Raw genomic sequence first — 22783 nt, forward strand, 5'->3', positions numbered from 1 at the left:
TCATGACCGTGTTGAAGATGACCGACCTCGACCTGCAAGGTAAACGCGTACTGATCCGCGAAGACCTCAACGTGCCTGTCAAGGACGGTGTGGTAGCCAGCGATGCGCGTATCCTGGCAGCGCTGCCGACCATCAAGCTGGCCCTGGAAAAGGGCGCGGCGGTAATGGTCTGCTCGCACCTGGGCCGCCCGACCGAAGGCGAGTTCTCTGCCGAGAACAGCCTCAAGCCGGTTGCCGACTACCTGAGCAAGGCCCTGGGCCGCGACGTGCCGCTGGTTGCCGACTACCTGGACGGTGTCGCGGTACAGGCCGGTGACCTGGTGCTGTTCGAGAACGTGCGCTTCAACAAGGGCGAGAAAAAGAACGCTGACGAACTGGCGCAGAAGTACGCTGCTCTGTGCGACGTGTTCGTAATGGACGCGTTCGGCACCGCTCACCGCGCCGAAGGTTCGACCCATGGTGTGGCCAAGTTCGCCAAGGTCGCTGCTGCCGGCCCGCTGCTGGCTGCCGAGCTGGATGCGCTGGGCAAAGCCCTGAAGGCGCCTGCCAAGCCGATGGCGGCCATCGTTGCCGGTTCCAAGGTGTCCACCAAGCTGGACGTGCTGAACAGCCTGAGCGCCGTGTGCGACCAGCTGATCGTCGGTGGCGGCATCGCCAACACCTTCCTGGCCGCTGCTGGCCACCCGGTGGGTAAGTCGCTGTACGAGCCTGATCTGGTCGATACCGCCAAGGCCATCGCCGCCAAGGTCAGCGTGCCACTGCCAGTAGACGTGGTGGTTGCCAAGGAATTCGCCGAAACGGCCGAAGCTACCGTCAAGGCCATTGCCGACGTGGCAGCCGATGACATGATCCTGGACATCGGCCCGCAAACCGCGGCCAACTTCGCCGAGCTGCTGAAGTCGTCGAAGACCATCCTGTGGAACGGCCCGGTCGGCGTGTTCGAGTTCGACCAGTTCGGCAACGGCACCCAGGTACTGGCCAAGGCCATCGCCGACAGCGCTGCATTCTCCATCGCCGGTGGCGGTGACACCCTGGCAGCCATCGACAAATATGGCGTCAGCAAGGATATCTCCTACATTTCTACCGGTGGTGGTGCCTTCCTCGAGTTCGTCGAGGGCAAGGTCCTGCCCGCCGTGGCAATCCTGGAAGAGCGGGCCAAGGCCTGATGACGTCGGCGCTTGGCAAAGGGAGTGGCCTGATGGTCAAGCAATTGCCTGTGATGATGCTGGCCGGCCTGCTGAGCGCCTGCTCTGGCAGCCCGGCTTCCGATGCCGATCCGGCGCATTCGCCCAAGGGCGGCTGCTATCAGTCCGAATGGCAGGCCGAAACCGTGCCGGTCATCAGCAAGCGCGTGGGCCCGGAAGGCCTGGAAAAGTACGACGAAGACCACCAGCGCAAGGCGCCGGGTTGCCCTTGAGCCCGGCGTTTCGTCGGCTCAGGCAACCAAGCGACCGCTGTGTGGTCATCTAGAGGATATGTAATGAAAGCGCTTTTGGCCGCTACGGCCCTGGCGACACTGGCAGGATGCTCACTGCTGCAGCCGGCGCAACCCGCCCCGGCAGACAACTGGACCCGTTGGGTCTGCGACACCCAGGCCGAAGTGCTGTGGCGCTTCGCCGATGCACAACGCGACCAGGTCGACGTGCGCCTGGGTGGCGGCGACCAGGTCTACCGGCTCAAGTCCGAGCCGGGTGCCTCGGGTGCGCTGTACAGCGATGGCATGCTGGCCTTCCACACCAAGGGCGAAGAAGGCCTGGTGTACTGGGTGGCAACCAACGATCTGATTGGGCGGGGCTGCAAGGCACCGTGACTGGCCGGGCCGCGACGGTGGCCCACACTACTTGAACAGCAACCGCCCCTGCGGCAGGCTTGCACGAAACAAACGACGCTTGTCGGGAGAGAGATACACAATGGCACTCATTAGCATGCGCCAGATGCTGGACCACGCCGCCGAGTTCGGTTACGGCGTACCAGCTTTCAACGTCAACAACCTCGAGCAGATGCGCGCCATCATGGAAGCGGCCGACAAGACCGACTCCCCGGTGATCGTCCAGGCTTCGGCCGGTGCCCGCAAATACGCTGGCGCCCCGTTCCTGCGCCACCTGATCCTGGCGGCCATCGAAGAATTCCCGCACATCCCGGTGTGCATGCACCAGGACCACGGCACCAGCCCTGACGTCTGCCAGCGCTCGATCCAGCTGGGCTTCAGCTCGGTCATGATGGACGGCTCGCTGGGTGAAGACGGCAAGACCCCGACCGACTACGAGTACAACGTCCGCGTTACCCAGCAGACCGTTGCCATGGCACACGCCTGCGGTGTTTCGGTAGAAGGCGAGCTGGGCTGCCTGGGTTCGCTGGAAACCGGCATGGCCGGTGAAGAAGACGGCATCGGCGCCGAAGGCGTGCTGGACCACAGCCAGATGCTGACCGACCCGGAAGAGGCTGCCGACTTCGTCAAGAAGACCCAGGTCGACGCCCTGGCGATCGCCATCGGTACCAGCCACGGTGCCTACAAGTTCACCAAGCCGCCTACCGGCGACGTGCTGGCCATCGACCGCATCAAGGAAATCCACAAGCGCATCCCCAACACCCACCTGGTGATGCACGGTTCTTCCTCGGTACCGCAAGAGTGGCTGGCGATCATCAACCAGTACGGCGGCGACATCAAGGAAACCTACGGTGTACCGGTTGAAGAGATCGTCGAAGGTATCAAGTACGGCGTACGTAAGGTCAACATCGACACCGACCTGCGTCTGGCCTCTACCGGTGCCATGCGCCGCCTGATGGCGACCAACCCGAGCGAGTTCGACCCACGCAAGTTCTTCGGTGAAACCGTCAAGGCCATGCGCGACGTGTGCATCGCTCGTTACGAAGCCTTCGGCACTGCCGGCAATGCCTCGAAGATCAAGCCGATCTCCCTGGAAGGCATGTACCAGCGCTACCTGAAAGGTGAGCTGGCCGCCAAGGTCAACTGATCAACCGGCAGCATGAAAAACCCGCAGCGATGCGGGTTTTTTTATGGGCGACAGAACCTGCACATAATCCCGGCAGACCGACCGTTAGTCGGCTACCGTACAGTTGAGCCGCTGATAGCGTTCTGATTGCATTGCGCGTTACAGCCTCGGGTCTAGAGTATTGATGGATCCAACCGTATTTTGAAGTCGGTCACATAACAGAGAAGCAGCATGGATGGCGCTCAAGCTCAACCACAGCCACTGGATGGCTGCTCGGTTCTTCTGGTGGTAGACGACTACCCCGAGAACCTCATCAGCATGCGGGCCTTGTTGGCCCGGCAGGATTGGCAAGTGTTGACGGCAAGCTCAGGGATGGAAGCCTTGAGCGCGTTGCTCGAGCACGATGTCGACCTGGTGCTGCTGGATGTGCAAATGCCGGAAATGGACGGTTTCGAAGTCGCCCGGCTAATGCGTGGCAGCCAACGCACCCGGCTGACCCCGATTATCTTCCTCACCGCCAACGAACAGTCCGAAGCCGCCGTGCTCAAAGGCTACGCCAGCGGCGCCGTGGACTACATGTTCAAGCCGTTCGACCCGCAAATCCTCAAGCCCAAGGTTCAGGCCTTGCTCGAACAGCAGCGCAACCGGCGCATGCTGCAACGTCTGAGCCGAGAGCTGGAGGCCGCCAGGGCATTCAATGCATCGATCCTGGAGAATGCTGCCGAGGGCATCCTGGTGGTAGATGCACAAGGTGTCATCAGTTTTGCCAACCCGGCCATTTCGCGCTTGCTGGCGGCACCGGTTCAGCAATTGCAGGGCGCTCACCTGCTTGACCTGGTGCAACTGGCCAATGCCAGGCTGTGGGAGGAGTCCGACTTCTATCAGGCCTACCTGGGGCGGCGCATTTTCCGCGTACACGATGCCCTGTTGCGCACTTTGGGGGGCGAGCTGGTGCCGGTGGCGCTGTCCTGTGCACCGCTGCCGGCCGACCAGCAGGCCATGGTGGTGACGGTGCTGGACATGTCGGTGGTGCGCAACCTGCACCAGCAATTGGAGTACCAGGCGGTTACCGACCCGCTCACCGGGTTGCTCAACCGGCGGGGTTTCTACCAGGCCGCCGAAGGTGCTCTGCTGCGTAACGAGCGCTCGGACAAGGCGCAGGCGCTGATGTACATGGACCTGGATGGCTTCAAGCGCATCAACGACTCGCTGGGCCATGAAACCGGTGACCGCGTGCTGCGCTGGGTAGGCGAGCAACTCAAGGACTGCCTGGGTAGCGAGGCGTTGCTGGCGCGGATGGGCGGTGATGAATTCACTGCACTGTTCGACAGCCTGCCTTACCCCGAGCAGGCGGGCCGTTATGCCGAGAAACTGCTTGAGCGTATTTCGATCAGCCATCAGATCGAAGGGCTTGATGTGAGCCTTGGGGTCAGTATCGGCATCGCCACCTACCCGGACTGCGGCGCCAATGTGGAGGGCCTGTTGCGTGCAGCCGATGCGGCGATGTATGCCGCGAAGCAGGCCGGGCGCCAGCAGTACCGCTTCTATGACCAGGAACTCAACGGCCGCGCACGTTCGCGCCTGATGCTTGAAGACGGCGTGCGCGCCGCCATCGAGCAGCAGGACTTCACCTTGGTCTATCAGCCTCAGGTGTCGTTCATCGATGGCCGTCTGCGTGGATTCGAAGCATTGTTGCGCTGGCAGCACCCCAGCGTCGGCGACGTACCGCCGGGGCTGTTCATTCCGTTGCTGGAGGAAGCACGGCTGATCAACCGCCTGGCCAGCTGGATTTATCGGCAGGGGGCCGCTCAGCGCCAGGCCTGGTACGAACGCTTCCCCGCAGACCTGGTACTTGGCATCAGTTTGAGCCGTGCGCAGTTCGTCATGCCCAGCCTGGTTGAGGAGTTGCAGCGGGTCATCCAGCTTTACCAACTGGACCCGGCGCAGCTGGAGGTGGAAGTGGCGGAGACCTCGTTGATGTACAACATCGATGCGGCCGTAAAGCAGATACACCGCCTGCGCGAGTTGGGAGTTCGGGTGGCGCTGGATGACTTTGGGGCGGGTGACTGCTCATTGCGCATGCTGCGCGACTTGCCAATCGACACCCTCAAGCTTGACCGCCACCTGGTGGCACGCCTGCCCGACTCGACGGTGGATGCGGCTTTGGTCCGCAGTGTGATTGGCCTGTGTGCCGACTACCGTATCACGGTGATTGCCGAAGGGGTGGAGACCCCGCCTCAGGCGGCCTGGCTCAAGGCCAATGGCTGTGAATATGTGCAGGGCTTCCTGGTGGCTCACCCGATGATCGCAGCGGACGCCAGCGGCTTTCCGGCAATTTTCTCGTGGCCAGGGCCATGATTGGCTAGAATCGGCATTCGTTACGCCGAATGCAGCGCCATGACCGTATTACGTTACTTGCAAGCCTACCCCCCGCACCTGCAAGCGCAGGTGCGGCAGATGATCGACAGCGGCCGCCTGGGCGAGTACCTGCAGCGACGCTACCCCGACCGCCATGACGTGCAAAGCGACAAGGCGCTGTATGGCTATGCCCAGGACCTGCGCCAGCAGTACCTGCGCACCGCGCCGGGCCTGGACAAGGTATTGTTCGACAACCGCCTTGACCTGACCCATCGGGCCTTGGGCCTGAATACGGCGGTGTCGCGGGTGCAGGGCGGCAAGCTCAAGGCGAAAAAGGAAATCCGCATTGCCTCGTTGTTCAAGGAGGCCGCGCCACAGTTCTTGCGCATGATCGTGGTGCACGAACTGGCGCACCTGCGCGAGCGCGATCACAGCAAGGCGTTCTACCAGCTCTGCCAGCACATGGAGCCGGACTACCACCAACTGGAATTCGACCTGCGCGTCTACCTGACTTATCGGGAGCTGCCGGGCAACGTTTAAGGACCACGCAGCATGGAAGTGAGCAAGACCAAGAGCAGCTTCTACCGCCGTTTGTACGTGGCCTGGCTGATCGACAGCCGGACCGCGACCAGCGTACCCGCGTTGATGGAGGCCACCGGGATGCCACGGCGCACGGCCCAGGACACCATCGCCGCCCTGGCCGACCTGGACATCGTCTGTGAGTTCGAGCAGCAGGAAGGCGCGCGCAATCATGCCGGGCATTACCGCATTCATGACTGGGGCGCGATCGACAAGCAGTGGATCATCCAGCACCTGCGGCAGATCCGCGAAGTCTTGGGCTACCCGTGAAGTTCCGGGGCCGCAGCATGGCCCCGGCAACCTCAACCTTTGCGCATCCCGATATGCGGAATATCGTCCTCAAGGTATTCCTCTCCCACCACCACAAACCCGTGCCGGGCATAGAACCCTTGCAAATGCGCTTGCGCCGACAGGTAAACCGGCACGCCTGGCCAGCAATGCTCAGCCGCCTCCAGCCCCTTGAGCAGCAACGGATGCCCCAGCTTCAGCCCGCGCGCTGACGGCGAAGTCACCACTCGTCCGATCACCACATCCCCGCCCTGGGACTGCGGATCGAGCAGGCGCAGGTAGGCGACCAGCTTGTCATCCTGCCAGGCCATCAGGTGCAGCGTATCGCCCGTCAGGTCCTGGCCGTCCACTTCCTGGTAGGCGCAGCGCTGCTCTACCACGAACACTTCCGTGCGCAATTGCAGAATGGCGTAGAGCTGGTCCTTGCCGAGGTCGGTGTGGTGCTTGCAGAGCCAGTCGATGGACATAGGCGCGAACTCCTTGAGTGAGCGGTCGATCATCGCATGGCCTGTGCCCTTCGGCCAAAATAGAGGCTAAATGACACTATTGGCCGCTGCCCTCGGCGATGGCTTTGTGTAATCTCATCGGCAGTGTGTGCCCCCCATCGCGAAAGGACGTGAGCATGCGGCCACTGCTTTGTGTTCTGGGATTACTGGCAATGATGCTGGCAACACCCGTCGCACCCCAGGACAAACTGCGCCTGGTGGCCGACAGCTGGCCGCCGTTCACCGATACCAGCATGCCGGGCGGGGGCTTGGCCACCAGCATTGTCACCTCGGCGCTGGCCCGCGCGGGCTATGCCACAACGTTTGAAGAAGCGCCTTGGGCCCGGGCGTTGCTGGGGGTGAGTGAAGGGCGTTACGACGTGCTGATCAATGCCTGGCAGAACGACGCGCGTGCCCGTATCGGGCAGTTCTCCAGCGCTTACCTGACTAACCGTATTCGCCTGCTGCAACGCACGGGCGAGCCATTGCGCTATCAGCACCCGTCGGACTTGTACCCCTACAGCATTGCTGTGGTGCGTGATTACGCCTACTCACCTGAGTTTGACGGCGATACCCGGTTGAACAAGGTGCCGGTGCGCAACTTTTCGTCGGCCGTGCGCATGCTGGCGGCCGGGCGGGTGAACCTGGCGGTGGAGGATGAGTATGTGGCACGTTACAACTTGCAGCGTGAGCCGCAGGAAGTGCGCGATGGGGTGATGCTGGTGGAGCCGCCGTTGGGGGAGAACACCCTGCATATTCTGGTTAGCCTGAAGCACCCGGGGCATGCGCGGATTGTCGAGGGGTTCGAGCAGGCGATTGCGGCAATGAAGGCGGATGGCAGTTACGCGCGGTTGCTGCGCCAGCATGGTTTCTGAGGGTTGTGCCTGCTCTCAGGCAGGCGCACCCTCCTTGATCAAATGCGCCGCCAAGGTCCGCAATGGCCCCAGCTGCCGGCAAATCAGCGCCAACTGTGTCTGCACCAGCCGCTGATGCTCATCCAGCTCTTCCGGCATCTGCTCAAGGGCATTGGCCAGCGCCTCTTCTTCATCACTGTGAATCGCCACCGGTAACCGCGCCGCCAGCCCATTGGCTATTTCGTCCAGGCTGTTGGCCAGGCTTTGCCCGGCGCCTTCGATCAGTTGCTCCTGGACCTCCGCCGGCAACGCTGTGTCGCGGTGTGCACCCAGCCCGGAGAGGTAGCTGAGCAGGGTGTGCGACAGCACCAGGAAACGGAAGCCCACATCCGCTTCCTTACGGAAATGCCCAGGCTCCATCAGCATGTTGGCCAAGGTGGTGGACAGCGCCGCGTCGGCGTTGTGGGCATTGCGCCGGGCCAGGCGGTAGGCCAGGTCGTCGCGCTTGCCGTGGGCATACTGCTGCATGATCTGGCGCAGGTATACGCTGGCGCAGGCCAGGGTATTGGCCAGTGCCTTGTTCAGCCGCCGCCCTTGCCAGTCCGGCAGGAACAGGAACACCGCCAGGATGGCGATCAGGCTGCCCACCAGGGTATCGAACAGGCGCGGCAGGAACAGCCCATAGCCATCGCCGATCTGGTTGAAGCAGAACAGTACCATCAGGGTGATCGCCGCCGTGGCCAGGGTGTAGCGGGTGGTGCGGTTGACGAAGAACACCACCCCGGCGACCACGGCGAACAGCGACTGGATGACCGGGTTGGGGAACAGGTCGAACAACGCCCAGCCCACTGTCAGGCCGACGGCGGTGCCGAAGATTCGCTGTACCAGCTTGCGCCGGGTTGCGCCGTAGTTGGGCTGGCACACGAACAACGTGGTCAGGATGATCCAGTAGCCTTGGGTGGGGTGGATCAGGTGCACCATGCCGTAGCCGATCGACAGCGCCAGCGGCAGGCGCAGGGCATGACGGAACAACAGCGAGGTCGGCGTCAGCTGGGTGCGCAGGCGTGTCCACACGTCTTTAAGCGAGCGTGGGGAGCGGTCGAGCAGGCTGCTGTCGCTGGCGTCGGCCAGGCTGTCCGGGTTGCTGGCGGCGCTTAGCAGGCGGTCCAGTGTTGCCAGGTTGGCGGCCAGTGCCCGCAGCGAACGCAACAGGCCACGCCAGGCCGGGTTGCTCTGGATGCGCAGGTGTTCTAGCGAAGCGTTGAGGTCTTCGAGGGCTTCGGGATAACCGCTGGCCAGCACGAATGGCTGGCGCAGGCGGATGGAGCGCGCCAGCTCCTGGCAGGACGAACCCTGCTTGCGCAGCAGGCGCTGGCAGCGAAACATCACATCACTGTGGAAGAACGCGTCGGTCAGGGCGTTATAGGGGTAGTGCGAGGCACTGACCCGCTCGTGGATGTCCTGGGCCAGGAAATACAGCTTGAGGTAGCGGCTGACTTTGGAGTTCGGCTGGCTGTTGCCGACCCGGTGCAGGATGATTTCCTTGGCTGCGTTGAGCGCCGCCACCACCTTGCCGTTTTGCTGCGCCAGCTCAAGGCGGCGGGCCTCGACATCGAGGGTGCGTACCGGCTCGAACAGGCTGGCCTTGAGCTTGAGGTAGCTGCCCAGCTCGTAGAACAGCTTGGCCAGGCTTTGCTGCACCGGCTGGTTGGAGAACAGTGCCTGCCATAGCACCGACAGCAGCCCGTACCAGGCCGCCCCCGTCACCAGCAGCAAAGGCTCGTGCCAGAAGTCCGTCACCTGGCCACCGCGCTGGTCAACGCCGATCATGGTGTAAACCGCTGTGATCAAGGTCGCTGAAGCGATGGCACCGTAGCGTTCGCCCAGTGCACCGAGCATGGTCAGGCCGAATGCGGCCAAGGCCAAGGCAACAACGAAAACCCAGGGGTAGGGGAACAGTAGCTCCACCGCCAGCGCGGCGATGGCAAAACACACGAGGGTAACGGCAAGGGCGCTGAGACGGCCCTGCCAGCTGTCGTCGGTTTCGGCCAGGGCACTGGCGATGATGCCGAGGAACAGGGGGATCAGCAGGGCCATCTCGTTCTGGTACCAGCACAGGGCCAGGCTGCCGGTGAGGGCGATGGTGACCCGGATGCTGTAGCTGAACTTGTCTTGGCCCCACAGGCGACGCAGTGACTGACGGAACGAGCTCGATGACATGATGGCCTGCTAGGCAGTAAGCGAAGAATGCATTGCAGCACGGGCCAGCAAGAAGCGTTCCGTGCTGCTGAATGGATTCTACTCTACACGAACTGCGCTGCGGCGTTGGCCGACGCCCAGGCCCACTGGAAGTTGAAACCGCCCAGGTGGCCGGTGACGTCGAGCACTTCGCCGATGAAGTACAGGCCCGGGCTTTTGAGCGATTCCATGGTCTTGGACGATACTTCGCGCGTATCCACGCCGCCCAGGGTGACTTCGGCGGTGCGGTAGCCTTCGGTGCCGGCCGGTACCACTTGCCAGTTCGCCAGCTTTTCGGCGATCTGTGCCAGCTCTGCCGGGGTGTACTGCTTCATCGGCCTGGACTCGAACCACTGCTCGGCCAGCAGGTTGGCCAGCTTGCGGGTGAACACCTCGCCCAGCACGGTCTTCAGTTCGGCGTTGGCGCGCTCGGTTTGCATCTGTTGCAGCCAGGTGAGCGCATCGCGGTCGGGCAGCAGGTTGATCTCCACCGTGTCACCGGCTTCCCAGAACGAAGAAATCTGCAAGATCGCCGGGCCGCTCAGGCCACGGTGGGTAAACAGCAGGTTTTCGCGGAAGCTGGTGCCATTGCAACTGGCGGTGCAGTCCAGCGAGGTGCCGGACAACTCGGTGCACAGTGCCTTGAGTTGGGGCTCGGTGATGGTGAACGGCACCAGCCCGGCGCGGGTCGGCAGCAGGGTGTGGCCAAACTGGCGCGCCACCTGGTAGCCGAAACCGGTGGCACCCAGGGTCGGGATCGACAGGCCGCCGGTGGCAATCACCAGTGACTGGCAGGCGAACTGGCCACCGCTGGTCTGCAGCAGGTAGCCGGTTTCGGTCTTTTCGATCTGTTCGATGCTGGTATGCATGCGGATTTCGGCGCCAGCCTCGTCGCACTCGGCCAGCAGCATGTCGAGGATGTCGCTGGCCTTGTTGTCGCAGAACAGCTGGCCGAGCTTTTTCTCGTGGTACGCCACGCCGTGCTTGCACACCAGTTCGATGAAGTCCCATTGGGTGTAGCGGGCCAGGGCCGACTTGCAGAAATGCGCGTTCTGCGACAGGAAGTTGGCCGGCTCGGTGTACATGTTGGTGAAGTTGCAGCGCCCGCCGCCAGACATGAGGATCTTCTTGCCGGGCTTGTTGGCGTGGTCGAGCAGCAGCACCCGGCGGCCACGGCGGGCGCTGAGCTGGGCGCACATCAGGCCGGCGGCGCCGGCGCCGAGGATGATGACGTCGGTGGAATGCACGGTGTTACCTCTTGGGAATTGCCGGGGCTGCTTGGCAGCCCTTTCGCGGCACAAGGCCGCTCCTACAGGAGATACGCGATCGCTTGCAGGAGCGGCCTTGTGCCGCGAAAGGGCCGCAAGGCGGCCCCAAAAAAATCATCAGATGATGCGGACTTTCAGTGAACGCCCTTTGATCTTGCCGCTGTTCAGCCGCTGCATGGCCTGCTTGGCCAGCGCCCGCTCCACGGCAACGAACGCCTGGAAGTCGAAGATGGCAATCTTGCCCACCTGCTTGCCCGGGATGCCGGCATCACCGGTCAGTGCCCCGAGAATATCGCCCGGGCGCAGCTTGTCCTTGCGCCCGGCTGCAATGCACAGGGTGCTCATCACCGGCAGCAGCGGCTCGCCGCCCTTGTTCTTCAGGCTGTCCAGCTGGTCCCAGCGCAGCGGGCTCTTCTGTAGCGCCTCGATGGCCTGGGCGCGGTGGCCTTCGGCTGGTGCCACCAGGCTGACTGCAACACCTTTCTCACCCGCACGGCCAGTACGGCCCACACGGTGTACGTGGATTTCGGCATCACGCGCCAGTTCCACGTTGATGACCATGTCCAGGCCATCGATATCCAGGCCGCGCGCAGCCACGTCGGTAGCCACCAGCACCGAGCTGCTGCGGTTGGCGAACATGGTCAGCACCTGGTCGCGGTCGCGCTGCTCCAGGTCGCCATGCAGCGCCTGGGCAACGATGCCCTTGGCGGTGAGGTGGGCAACCACGTCCTCGCATTGCTGCTTGGTGAAGCAGAACGCCACGCAGGACTGCGGGCGGTAGTGGCCGAGCACGCGGGTGACGGCCTCCAGGCGCTGCTGCGGGTCGATCTCGATGAAGCGCTGTTCGATCTGGTTGTCGGTGTGCAGGCTTTCGACCTTCACTTGCTGCGGGTTGCGCATGAAGTCGGCGGCCAGTTGCTTGATACCGGCCGGGTAGGTGGCCGAGAACAGCAGGGTCTGGCGGCGCGACGGGGTCTTGCCGATGATGCTGGCGATGGCGTCGAAGAAGCCCATGTCGAGCATGCGGTCGGCTTCGTCCAGTACCAGCGTGTTCAGGCCATCGAGTACCAGGGTGCCCTTGTCCAGGTGTTGCTGGATACGCCCCGGGGTGCCGACGATGATGTGCGCACCGTGCTCCAGCGAGGCGATTTGCGGGCCCAGCGAAACGCCGCCGCACAGGGTGAGGATCTTGATGTTGTCCTCGGCGCGGGCCAGACGGCGCAGCTCCTTGGCCACCTGGTCGGCGAGTTCGCGGGTAGGGCACAGCACCAGCGCCTGGCAGCCGAAGTAGCGCGGGTTGATCGGGTTCAGCAGGCCGATGCCGAAGGCGGCGGTCTTGCCGCTGCCGGTCTTGGCCTGGGCGATCAGGTCCTGGCCTTTGAGGATGACCGGCAGGCTCTGGGCCTGGATCGGCGTCATCGAGGCATAGCCGAGGGCGTCCAGATTCGCCAGCATGGCGGCGGACAACGGCAGAGTGGCAAAGGCGGTGGATTCGGTGGTCACGAGGCTGGCCTGCGGTGCGAAGCGAAAAATGCCGCACAGTCTACCAGCCTCATGGCCATTCGCCCTACGACTCCATGTGTTCTTCCGGACGACGGGCACGCCTTCCGTCCGTGGGCGCCAGTTGCAGGAAGATCGCTGCCGCCAGCATGGCCATCACGCCGATGGTGACGAAGGTCAGCTGGAAGGCGCCCAAGGTGGACTCCACGCCTTCGGCGCTGCCCGCTGCGGTAAAGCCGCCCAGCAAGGCACCGGCACAGGCCACGCCCAGGCTCAGGGCCAGTTGCGCGACCACCGATAGTAGGCTGTTGCCGCTGCTGGCGCTGGCGTCGTCCAGGTCGATCAGGGTCACGGTGTTCATCGCGGTGAACTGCATCGAGTTGACCGCCCCCAGCAAGCCCAACTGAATCAGTAGCACCGCGTAGGGCGTCTGCTCGTCGACCAGCCCTAGGCTGGCCAGCAGCAGGCCCAGCAGCAGGGTGTTGCCGGTGAGGATGATGCGGTAACCGAAGCGCTCGATCAGCGGGCGGGCAACGGACTTGGCCAGCATGGCCGCTGCCGCCAGCGGGATCATGCTCATGCCGGCCTGGGCCGGTGAGTAGCCCAGCGCGACCTGCAGCAGCAACGGCACCAGGAACGGTAGGGCGCCACTGCCCAAGCGGGCGAACAGGTTGCCGAGGATGCCGATGGCGAAGGTGCGCACGCGGAACAGGCTGGGCGAGAACAAAGGCTCCGGGTCGCGCCCGGCACGCAGCCAGTAGGCGGCCAGGCACGCCATGCCGGCGAACAGCAGCAACATCACCCGCAAGTGCGGCAGGTGCAGCTCGCCCAGGCCTTCCATGGCGATGGTGATCAGTACCATCGCGGCACCAAACAGCAGGAAACCGGGGCCGTCGAACGTGGTGCGCTCGGCGCCGCGTAGGTCTGGTATGAACTTCCATACGGCAAAGCAACCGATCAGGCCGACGGGCAGATTGAGCAGGAAGATCCAGTGCCAGCTGAGGATCTCCACCAGCCAGCCGCCGACCGTCGGGCCTAGCAATGGGCCGAGCAGGCCGGGGATGGTGATGAAACTCATGATTCGCACCAACTCGCTGCGTGGGTAGGCGCGCAGCACCACCAGGCGCCCGACCGGCAGCATCAGCGCACCGCCCAGGCCCTGCACGACCCGGGCGAAGATCAAAAAGCCCAGGCTGTTGGCAGCGGCACACAGCAGCGAGCCGAAGCTGAACAGCAGGATGGCACTGAAGAAGATGCGCTTGGTGCCGAAACGGTCGGCGATCCAGCCCGAGGCGGGGATCAGCAGGGCTACGGTGAGCATGTAGGCGATGATCACGCCCTGCATGCGCAGCGGGTCTTCGGCCAGCGAGCGGGCCATGGCCGGCAGTGCGGTGTTGAGGATGGTGCCGTCCAGGGACTGCATGAAGAAGGCGATGGCCACCACCCAAGGGATCCAGCGGGCGGTGACGGGGTCTAGCGGTGCTCGATCGGGCATGACTTCCTCGTTTGTCAGTGCCGGCCTCTTCGCGGCTAAAGCCGCTCCCACAAGGGTTATGCGATCCCTGTAGGAGCGGCTTTAGCCGCGAAAGGGCCAGCAAATCCAGTCACAATGTCAGTGTGAGACCTTTGACCAGTGCTCCCGGCAAATGACTCGACCCGGTACTGCGCTGTCCATAGGTGCTGGTCGACAGGATCATCTCGCGCTCGCGGGTCAGGTCCTCCAGCTGGCTGCCAAGCAAACTGTACAGGCTGTCATCGAAGCGCATGGTGCTCACGGGCCCCTGAATCTGCCCGTTTTCCACCCAGAAGGTAGCGAATCGGGTCAACCCCGTCATGCGCGCCGCCGGCAGATCAGAGTAGTTCAGGTACCACAGGTTACTGATGTACAGCCCGGTACCCAGCCGCTCAAGCACATGCTCGCTGGCCAGAGTACCCGGCGCCAGGCTCAGCGCACACGGCGATTCGTAACTGTCGGCACCATTGGCCAGCAACGCGAACTCGGCTGCACTGCGTGCACTGATCAACCTCTGCTGCGCCTCTCCTTGCTGAATCAACGGCACATCCAGGCGCGGTGCCCCCTCATCGGAAAACGCCGGGCTCAGCGACCCGCTAACCTGCTCGGAGAAACTCACCAGCGGGCTCAGCCGGGCATCACCGTTGTACAAACGCTGCAAGGCGCTGTTGCCAGTGGCCAGCGCCTGCGCGGAAAAACCGCCCCAGCACAGCATGCCGGCGATTTCGTCCATGGCCGCCGGGGCCAGGTAGGCGCGGTAGCTGCCGGGTTTGAGGGTGACTGCCGGGCGGCCGAGGAAGCCCAACTGTTCTCGCGCCTGGCGCAGACGTGCGATGAAGTCATCCGTGCTCCACACCTGGCCGGCATAGTTGGCCTTCACCGCCTGGCCGTTTTTGTGGAACAGGCTCCAGTCGAAGTTGAAGCTGTTGGCCTGGTGCCAGCCAAAGGCACCGAACGAACTGGCAAAGCCCCGGCAGATCGGGCCGGCAGCGTAGATACCGACCAGGTCCAGCTCGCCTGCTTCGCGGTCGAGCAGGGCCAGTACTTCGTCCAGTTCGGGCAGGGGCTGCGCCTGCAGGCTGTGGCTTTGCCAGGCACTTTCGTCTAGCCGCAGATAAGGGTCAACGGGCAACAGTGGCAACGTCTGGCGCAGTTGCTCCAGCGCATCGCCAAGGCGCTGGCGGTCCAGTTGCGCGTCGCCACTCAAGGTCACCTGCTGTTCCGCCTGGCGGCCATCACCGACCAACCGCAGTTGCGCGCTGGCCTGGCTGACAGTGCCGGCCTGGCGCACCTTGGCGTGGTTGAAACGCACGAATTGCGACTGTTCGGCGCTGTAGCCGAGGGTGAACTGCTCGCCTGCTTGCAGGGCGGCGCGCACATCCCCGACCAGGGTTTCGAAAGCCTGTTTCATCAGGCGTCTCCTCCGAATACATCAATCTGGCGGAATACGCAGGCGGGCGATGCATGGCCGACCCGCACCACCTGGTTGGGTTCGCCCTTGCCGCAGTTGGGCGTGCCGAGTACCTGGAAGGTGCTGCGGTCGCCAACCGCCGCCAGGTTGCGCCAGAACTGTGCGGAGATGCCGCGGTAGTTGGGGTTCTTGACGATGCCCTTGAGCTCACCGTTTTCGATCAGCTGGCCCCATTCGCAGCCGAACTGGAACTTGTTGCGTGCATCGTCGATGGACCAGGAGCGGTTGGTGCGCATCAGGATGCCGTGCTCGATACCCTTTACCAGTTGCTCCAGGCTTTGGTCGCCCGGCTCGATGTTCAGGTTGGCCATGCGGTCGATCGGTGCACGGTTCCACCCGCAGGCGCGGCTGTTGGCCACGCCGTCCAGGCCAGAGCGGAATTGCGACAATGCGCCGCCCAGCGGGCGCAACAGCAGGCCGGCGCGGATCAGGAACTGCTTGCTGGCCGGGGTGCCGTCGTCATCGAAGCTGTAGCTGGCCAGCTCTTCGCCGATGGTCGGGTCGAACGTCACGTTCAGCAGGCTGGAGCCGTATTGCAGGTGGCCGAAATCGCTGGCTTTGACGAAGCTGGTGCCAGCGTAATTACGCTCGTCACCGAGGATGCGGTCCATTTCCAGCGGGTGGCCGATGGACTCGTGAATCTGCAGCATCATCTGGTCTGGCATCAGCAGCAGATCGCGTGGGCCGCTGGGGGTGTTGGGTGCCAGCAGCAACTGCAGTGCCTCGTCGGCAACTTGCCGGGCGGCGCCCACCAGCCCGCAACGCTCGATGATTTCGAACCCGCCCTGCTGGCCGAAGTTGTCGCGGCCCAGGCTGCGGCTCTGGCTGTCCTGGCCATCGCTGGCGGTGACACCCAGGCCTGGGAACAGGAAGCGCTGGGCGTGGCGCAGTTCGGCACCGGCCGAGTTCAGGTAGGTTTGCTCGACCAGGGTCAGGCCCAGGCTCGCCTGCCAGTCCACCAGGCGGCTGTCCTTGGGCACGCTGGCCGATTCGGCGGCGAGCAAGCCAAGGCAGTCGGCGAGGGACAGCACGGGCTGGTCGAAGTTGGGTGAAATATGATCGTGACGGGCGCTGGTCACGGGTTGGTCGCGCAGGTCCAGCAAGCTGTGCCGGGCGATCTGCCGGGCCAGGGCCTCGGCCTGCTCCAACGCGTGTTGCAGGCCCGCCTGGGACAGGTCGGCGGTGGCCGCGTAAGCTTCCACGCCGTTGACCCGCACAGTGAGCATGGCGCCTTCGTCCTGGCTGAAGAACGGAGGTTCGGCAACGTTGCGGCGAACCGATAGCGCCTGGTGCGACTGTTTCACATGGCGCAGGGAAAACAACTCGGCCGTACTGCGCAGCGCGGCAAAACGCTGGCGCAGCAGGGCGCTGGAATCAAACATGCACAAGCCTCCGTGTACACGGTGGCTCCCCCTAGAACCACCCCTCTAGCAATGCCAGCTCATTATGGCAGCCCGGTACTTTCCAGGTCAGGAAATAACGCGCGGCGGGAAATGGTCGGGTGTTGCCACCCCTTCTTTCTGGATGGCGGCTTTCAACATTCCGTTCAAATGCAGCGCGACATGGTGAGAGGTGTCCGTCAGCAGGTAGACGTGATGCTCGGCGAGGTCGGGCAAGCCCATGCCCTCCACGTAAGTGAGCGATGGGTCGGCGTTATCCAGCCCTTCGACGATGCCAACGGCCAGGCCACTCCTCATGCAGGCCAGCACGGCATGCCAGTTGGCGCTTTCCAGCAGGATGCGGTACGCGATGCCTTGAGCTTTCAGTGCCTGCAAGGCCGCCTCTCTGTACGGGCAGCCTTTCAACTGCAGAGCCAGTGGCAAGGGGCGGCTGGCATCATGATTGAACCCCGGGGCGGCGGCCCAGCGAGGCTGAGTCGATCGTATCCATTCACCTTGCTGCCAGTCTTCACTGCTGACCGCCACTGCCAGGTCCAGCCGCTGTCGGGCAAACAGGTCGATGAGCTCGGCGCTGGACCGTGCCACGGCCTCCAGTTCCAGTTTCGGGTTACTGGCAACAAACACCGGCAAGAAGTCGCTCATGAGGTTGGCGGCATAGCCGTCGGGCACACCCAGGCGCACTTTTCCGGTGATCTGCTGCGGTGACAGCGTAGCCAGCAACCTGTCATGCGCCATCAGAAAACGTGTTGCCTCGCCCAGCAAGTGCCGGCCTGCCGGGGTCAGCTCCACCGATTGGTTGCTGCGGGCAAACAGTTGTTGCCCGACCTTTTCTTCCAGCTTCTGGATTTGTGTGGTTACCGCCGAAGGGCTGCGGTGGACGTAGTCGGCTGCATCCTTGAAGCGGCCCAGCCGCGCTACTGCCTGGAAGGTTCTCAGTACGTTGATGTCGAGGCCTTTGCCCATTGCGCCACCTGATTTAGCCGGATCGAACCAGCGCTTCGATTTATTCAACTGTACAGGCTTTATACCCCCTCTTACTGTGAGGTCAAAGCACGCCTACCTCCCGAAAATGCAATGGAATGATACGGATGAGCCTGAACGACTTCGTTGTAGATGCACTTGTGCATACCCCTTCGTACCAGAACGCTCGGCTATGGACGGTCGAGAACCACGAGAAGTACTCGACCCTGTCTCAGCCTGAGCTTGGGCCGCAAAGCGATCATCGTTTTAACCACGAGATATTTCTGCTGATGCGGGCCTTGAATGAACAGGGTGTGGGGCAGGAGGGGCTGTGTGCCGACGCACAAGGGCAGGGGGCGCTCAAAAGCGTCATTAGCAATGTTGCCGACCGCCTGGCAGCACTTGGCAATGGGCGCAGGGTGCACTATGTCGAGTTGGGCCCTGAGCCGATCAAGAGCGCTTGCCTGCTGAAGCGAATGGCCGAGACTTCCAGCTCCATTCGCTACACCGCCATCGATATCAACCAGACTTCGGAGCCCGCGATGAGTGATGCGGTGCGGCCGATAGTGCAAGGCGACGGGAGCTTCAACTACATCGCCGCCGACTACCGCACGGTCACCCATGACGATTTACGTCACGACCAGGAGCTTACCCTGATCACCCTGCTGGGCTTTCAGGAGGGTAACGAGTTGCCGGTGAGCACGGGAAGGCTGATCCGTAGTCTTGCAGGTGAAACGACCTACATTCTTTCGGAAATGCAGGTGTACGAGGAAGGGTTGGAACAGCCCATCCTTGGGTTCTACGCCAACCCCAACATGCTGCAGTTCTCCCGAATGGTTGCGCTTCAACAAGGCTTCACACCGTCGGGGCCGCATGAAGCCATGCTCGTGCCGTTGCGAATGCTGGGTGAGTCGATCCATGTGGCTGTGACCCTGCAGCCTGTTCAACGCCTACATCAACATGGGTATCTGCTGACCAATATCTGCCTCAAGTACACGCCCGAACAGTTCCGTCGCATCAGGGCACAGCACTGCAACTGCAGCGTGATGGACGAATTCGCCAGTGGCGACGGCTCGGTGCGCTATCAAATCGCGAAGTACCTCCAGTAGCGGCTTACAGGGACAGACTCATCATGAACCACTCAGACACCTTACCTTTGTTCGAGCGCGGCGTTGGCCGTGTGAAGCTGGCGCTCAAGTCAACGCTGAAGCGCGCGCCGCGACCTTCGTCGATATGCCTCGGCGAGGAGGTTGCCTGGCGGGACGATCTGCTCTGGCCCCAAGGCGCCACCATCGCCGATACCCGAACACTGGGAGAGCTGGGCTATACCCGCAGCCCGCACGCCAAAATTTCGGTCGATACCATCACTGGGGTAGCGGTTGTCCATCGGCTGTTCACACCTGAAGGTGTTGCGGCCTTGCAAGGCATCTGCACACGCCTGGAGGAAGCCGCTGGCGACAGTGAATGGATCATTTCCCGGCGCACGCGAGGGGTTACCGCGCTGTCGTCGTTCATCAACGACATGATGTGCAGTCGCGCATTCCTGTTGGCCGTGTCGCGCATTGCGGGCGTGCCGCTGGTGCCTTACCCCATGCTCAACGCCCGCTCGCAGATCAACTATTTCTATCCCAAGCCAGCGGAGCAACAGCAGCAACTGGGCATGTGGCACACGGACGGCACCAATTATGTGCTCAACATCGTGCTGTCGGGGCCTTCCGATTACAGCGGCGGCGAGTTCCTGTTCCACAACGGTACAGTCGATACCTTTGATGCCCTGGATTACCGCACCTTCGAAACTGCACGCCTGGACGCGCCTGGTGATGCCTTGTTCATCTACGGCAGCCGATTGTTTCACGGTGTTCGCCCGGTACTCAGCGGGCGACGCATGTCACTGGTGTTGTCGTTCCATTGTCCCTGGTTCAGTGACGACTCCAACCGTTTCTGGCACCTGGCTTCTGACGACGGCATTCCCGCGACCCTGCCGAATTGGCTGGGGTTACGCTGGGCACTGCACCGGCCGGCTGCCCGGCACTATGCGCGTATCGGCATTGAGCCGATTACGTTCGAGGAATTGCATCCCATAGGGGCGTGAGTATGCCAAGCAGTGTGCTCTACCTGATCCTGCTGCAAGCCATTTTTGTCCTGTCCTGGAGTTCGGGCTTCATTGGCGCCCGGCTGGGTACAGAGGACGCGGGTGCGATCAGCCTGCTCTTCTGGCGCTTTCTGCTGGTCAGCATCTGCCTGTTGCCCATTGTCGCGCATCGACTGGGGGCATTGTCGTGGGCACAAATACGCTACAACGCCGTGATCGGCTTTTTGGCCCAGTTCGCCTACCTGGTGAGTGTTTACATCGCTATTCGAGGTGGGCTACCGGCCGGGATCGCTGCCATTATTTGCGCCCTGCAGCCACTGATAACGGCATCGATGAGCCGCAAGGACCAGCATGAGCGCAGCGGCCGGCAGGAGTGGCTGGGGCTTGGGGTCGGGTTCGCGGGCGTAAGTGTGGTCGTGCTGGGAGAGTACAGCCTGTCCACGACCCGGCTTGAGCTTTGGCTATACGCTCTGCCGCTGATCGCCGCCGTCACGTTGTCCATTGCCACCCTTTATCAGCGGCGGCAATCGGTACTGGCGACCGACCACAGCAAGGACGGCTTGTTGATGCCGCTGTTTTTGCAGTCAACCACGACGTTGGTACTGCTGGCAGCCACAGGCTTGCCGCTGGGCCTGATCGAGGTGCCTGCCAGCACGCAAGTCTGGGCGGCTGTTGCATGGCTGACCTTGTTCTCGACGTTCATCGCCTACTTGAGCCTGTGGATACTGCTCACAAAACTGTCGGCGACTCGCGTTTCGGCACTGGTCTATCTGGAGCCGCCAGTGACGTTGCTATGGGCAGCACTGATGTTCGGGGACGCGATCCACTGGACAACCTATGCAGGCGTCGCAGTGGTCGCTGCGGGAATCGCCATTGCGCGTAGCCCGCGCAGGGTGACTTCGCCTGCACATGCAGTGGAGAGATAGGCACCGTGCATGAAGGCGCGCAATGCGCTCCTAGAACCAGGCGTCTTGCATCGCGAGGCAGGTGGCGTCGCGTGCCTCGAGCAATGCCAGCTCATGATGGCAGCCCGGTACTTCCCAGGTCAGGAAATAACGCGCCGCTTGCAGCTTGCCGAGGTAAAAGTCGCGGTCGCTGGCGTTGCCCTTGAGCAGGCCAAGCTCGGCGTGAATGGCCTGTTCCAGCCAACGCCAGCCAATCACGCAGTGGCCGAACGCCTTGAGGTACAGGGCCGAGTTGGCCAAGGCACCAGCAACTTTGCCCTGAGCCAGGTCGCTGAGCAGGGCAAGCGTCACGCTTTGCAGTCGGTTGACCAATTGCTCCAGCGGCTGGCGTAGCGGGTCGAGGTTCGGGTGATGGCTGGCGCGCTCGGCCGTACCGGCGATCAGGCGGATCAGTTGCTTGAGGCCGGCGCCATTGTTCTGCGCCAGCTTGCGGCCGAGCAGGTCGAGCGACTGGATGCCTTCGGTGCCTTCGTGGATCGGGTTCAGGCGGTTGTCGCGGTAGTACTGTTCTACCGGGTATTCGCGGGTATAGCCGTGGCCGCCGAGAATCTGGATGGCCAGTTCGTTGGCCTTGAGGCAGAAGGCCGAGGGCCAGGATTTGACGATAGGGGTCAGCAGGTCGAGTAGCTCCTGAGCCTGCTTGCGAGTGCTTTCTTCGTTGGCGGTCTGGGTGTCGTCGAACAGGCGAGCGGCGTACAGGCCCAGGTCGAAGGCGCCTTCGACGTAGGCCTTCTGCGCCAGCAGCATGCGTTTCACATCACTGTGTTCGATGATCGGCACCGCCGGGCTGTGCGGGTCTTTGTTATCCGGCAGCCGACCCTGCGGCCGCTGGCGGGCGTACTCCAGCGAGTACAGGTAACCGGCGTAACCGAGCATCACCGCGCCCATGCCGACGCCGATGCGTGCCTCGTTCATCATCTGGAACATGCAGGCCAGGCCTTGGTGCGGTTGGCCGATCAGGTAGCCGACGCACTCGCCGTTGTCACCGAAGTTCAGCGCGGTAGAGGTGGTGCCGCGCCAGCCCATCTTGTGGAACAACCCGGCCAGCAGCACATCATTGCGTGGGCCACGGCTGCCGTTCTGGTTCACCAGGTATTTCGGCACGATGAACAGCGAGATGCCTTTCACCCCAGGCGGGGCGTCCGGCAGTTTGGCCAGCACCATGTGCACGATGTTGTCGGACAGTTCGTGATCGCCGCCGGAGATGAAGATCTTGTTGCCCTTGAGCCGGTAGCTGCCGTCGCCGGCAGGTTCGGCGCGGGTGCGGATGTCGGCCAGCGATGAGCCGGCGTGGGGCTCGGTCAGCGCCATGGTGCCGAAATAGCGGCCCTCGATCATCGGCTGCAGGAACAGGCGCTTTTGCTCGTCGTTGCCAAAACTCTCGATCAGGTTGGCTGCGCCCATGGTCAGGAACGGGTAGGCCGTAGTGCCGGCGTTGGCGGCCTGGAAGTGGGCGAAGCAGGCCTGCGAGACCAGGCTGGGCAACTGCATGCCGCCGGCTTCGAAATCGCGGTTGGCGTTGAGGAAGCCGGCTTCGAGGAAGGCATCGACCGCGGGTTTCACCTCCGGGATCAGTTCGGCCCGGCCGTCCACATAGCGCGGCTCGTTTTCATCAGCCTTGCGGTTGTGCGGGGCGAAGAACTTTTCGGCGATGGTGCGGGCGGTGGTCAGTGCCGCGTCGAAGGTTTCGCGGTTGTGTTCGGCGAAACGCGGGCGCTGAGTGAGGGCTTCGGCGTCGAGGACTTCATAGAGTTCGAAGGCGAGGTTGCGGGGGCTGAGCAGGGTCTCGGGCATGGTGGCGGTCCTGAGGCGGGATGCTGCGAGTGTAGGGGCGAGGTCGGGGTGGGGACAGGTTAAT

20 protein-coding genes are annotated in these 22783 nt (G+C 63.0%); 11 read left to right on the top strand and 9 right to left on the bottom strand.

Annotated features, from left to right (window positions below; all coding sequences use genetic code 11):
- Positions 1-2 precede the first annotated feature (2 nt).
- The 7 genes from D906_RS07630 (at position 3) to D906_RS07660 (ending at position 6161) form a co-directional block, all read left to right on the top strand.
- Positions 3-1166, top strand: a complete 1164-nt coding sequence (locus tag D906_RS07630; RefSeq protein ID WP_016712386.1) for a phosphoglycerate kinase — start codon at positions 3-5, stop codon at positions 1164-1166.
- Positions 1166-1417 carry a hypothetical protein gene (locus tag D906_RS07635; RefSeq protein WP_019097664.1) on the top strand — a complete coding sequence of 84 codons (252 nt, stop codon included), beginning with the start codon at positions 1166-1168 and terminating at the stop codon, positions 1415-1417. The genes D906_RS07630 and D906_RS07635 overlap by 1 nt, the downstream gene beginning before the upstream one ends.
- 63 nt (positions 1418-1480) lie before the next feature.
- The gene (locus tag D906_RS07640) at positions 1481-1810 is read left to right on the top strand and encodes an MliC family protein (protein WP_016712384.1); all 330 of its coding nucleotides are present in this window, start codon (positions 1481-1483) and stop codon (positions 1808-1810) included.
- Positions 1811-1910: 100 nt separating this feature from the next.
- Positions 1911-2975, top strand: a complete 1065-nt coding sequence (gene fba / locus D906_RS07645; protein WP_012274520.1) for a class II fructose-bisphosphate aldolase — start codon at positions 1911-1913, stop codon at positions 2973-2975.
- A gap of 210 nt (positions 2976-3185) precedes the next feature.
- Positions 3186-5312 (top strand): bifunctional diguanylate cyclase/phosphodiesterase, encoded by a 2127-nt coding sequence (locus D906_RS07650; RefSeq protein ID WP_019097665.1) that lies wholly within the window; start codon positions 3186-3188, stop codon positions 5310-5312.
- 39 nt (positions 5313-5351) lie between these two features.
- Positions 5352-5852, top strand: a complete 501-nt coding sequence (locus D906_RS07655) for a M48 family metallopeptidase (protein WP_026020381.1) — start codon at positions 5352-5354, stop codon at positions 5850-5852.
- Positions 5853-5864: 12 nt separating this feature from the next.
- Positions 5865-6161, top strand: coding sequence for a helix-turn-helix domain-containing protein (locus tag D906_RS07660; protein WP_016712380.1), 297 nt, complete (start codon positions 5865-5867; stop codon positions 6159-6161).
- A gap of 32 nt (positions 6162-6193) precedes the next feature.
- Here D906_RS07660 and D906_RS07665 read toward each other — a convergent pair whose 3' ends face one another.
- Positions 6194-6646, bottom strand: a complete 453-nt coding sequence (locus tag D906_RS07665) for a GNAT family N-acetyltransferase (RefSeq protein ID WP_016712379.1) — start codon at positions 6644-6646, stop codon at positions 6194-6196.
- 155 nt (positions 6647-6801) lie between these two features.
- Between D906_RS07665 and D906_RS07670 the strand changes: the two genes are divergently transcribed.
- Positions 6802-7539 (top strand): ABC transporter substrate-binding protein, encoded by a 738-nt coding sequence (locus tag D906_RS07670; RefSeq protein ID WP_019097666.1) that lies wholly within the window; start codon positions 6802-6804, stop codon positions 7537-7539.
- A gap of 15 nt (positions 7540-7554) precedes the next feature.
- On the opposite strand, the gene yccS is transcribed toward D906_RS07670, so the two are convergent.
- The 7 genes from yccS to D906_RS07705 form a co-directional block, all read right to left on the bottom strand.
- Positions 7555-9738 carry a YccS family putative transporter gene (gene yccS / locus D906_RS07675; protein ID WP_019097667.1) on the bottom strand — a complete coding sequence of 728 codons (2184 nt, stop codon included), beginning with the start codon at positions 9736-9738 and terminating at the stop codon, positions 7555-7557.
- 83 nt (positions 9739-9821) lie between these two features.
- Complete coding sequence (locus D906_RS07680) at positions 9822-11003, bottom strand: NAD(P)/FAD-dependent oxidoreductase (protein ID WP_016712376.1); 1182 nt, start codon at positions 11001-11003, stop codon at positions 9822-9824.
- Positions 11004-11141: 138 nt separating this feature from the next.
- Positions 11142-12479, bottom strand: a complete 1338-nt coding sequence (gene dbpA, locus D906_RS07685) for an ATP-dependent RNA helicase DbpA (RefSeq protein ID WP_232238295.1) — start codon at positions 12477-12479, stop codon at positions 11142-11144.
- A gap of 112 nt (positions 12480-12591) precedes the next feature.
- A complete protein-coding gene (gene mdtD / locus D906_RS07690) occupies positions 12592-14019 on the bottom strand; it encodes a multidrug transporter subunit MdtD (RefSeq protein ID WP_019097669.1) in 1428 nt (475 codons plus the stop codon).
- A 109-nt stretch (positions 14020-14128) separates the two neighbouring features.
- Entirely contained in the window at positions 14129-15448 is a 1320-nt protein-coding gene (locus D906_RS07695; RefSeq protein WP_027614857.1) for a TldD/PmbA family protein, read from the bottom strand.
- Positions 15448-16890, bottom strand: a complete 1443-nt coding sequence (locus D906_RS07700) for a TldD/PmbA family protein (protein ID WP_027610039.1) — start codon at positions 16888-16890, stop codon at positions 15448-15450. Before D906_RS07700 ends, D906_RS07695 begins: the two co-directional genes overlap by 1 nt.
- Before the next feature lie 87 nt (positions 16891-16977).
- A complete protein-coding gene (locus D906_RS07705; protein ID WP_016712371.1) occupies positions 16978-17871 on the bottom strand; it encodes a LysR family transcriptional regulator in 894 nt (297 codons plus the stop codon).
- A 125-nt stretch (positions 17872-17996) separates the two neighbouring features.
- Here D906_RS07705 and D906_RS07710 point away from each other — a divergent pair, with 125 nt between their 5' ends.
- The 3 genes from D906_RS07710 to D906_RS07720 are packed head-to-tail and all read left to right on the top strand — an operon-like array spanning position 17997 to position 20886.
- Positions 17997-18977: a hypothetical protein gene (locus tag D906_RS07710; protein WP_019097672.1), complete on the top strand. Its 981-nt coding sequence runs from the start codon at positions 17997-17999 to the stop codon at positions 18975-18977.
- Positions 18978-19000: 23 nt separating this feature from the next.
- Positions 19001-19960: a 2OG-Fe(II) oxygenase gene (locus D906_RS07715; RefSeq protein ID WP_016712369.1), complete on the top strand. Its 960-nt coding sequence runs from the start codon at positions 19001-19003 to the stop codon at positions 19958-19960.
- 2 nt (positions 19961-19962) lie between these two features.
- Positions 19963-20886 (top strand): DMT family transporter, encoded by a 924-nt coding sequence (locus tag D906_RS07720; protein WP_016712368.1) that lies wholly within the window; start codon positions 19963-19965, stop codon positions 20884-20886.
- A gap of 30 nt (positions 20887-20916) precedes the next feature.
- Here the strand turns inward: D906_RS07720 and D906_RS07725 are convergent, their stop codons facing one another.
- Positions 20917-22719, bottom strand: a complete 1803-nt coding sequence (locus D906_RS07725; protein ID WP_027614858.1) for an acyl-CoA dehydrogenase — start codon at positions 22717-22719, stop codon at positions 20917-20919.
- Positions 22720-22783 lie beyond the last annotated feature (64 nt).

Source organism: Pseudomonas sp. LAIL14HWK12:I1 (genome assembly GCF_003202095.1).
GTDB classification, from domain to species: Bacteria; Pseudomonadota; Gammaproteobacteria; order Pseudomonadales; family Pseudomonadaceae; genus Aquipseudomonas; species Aquipseudomonas monteilii.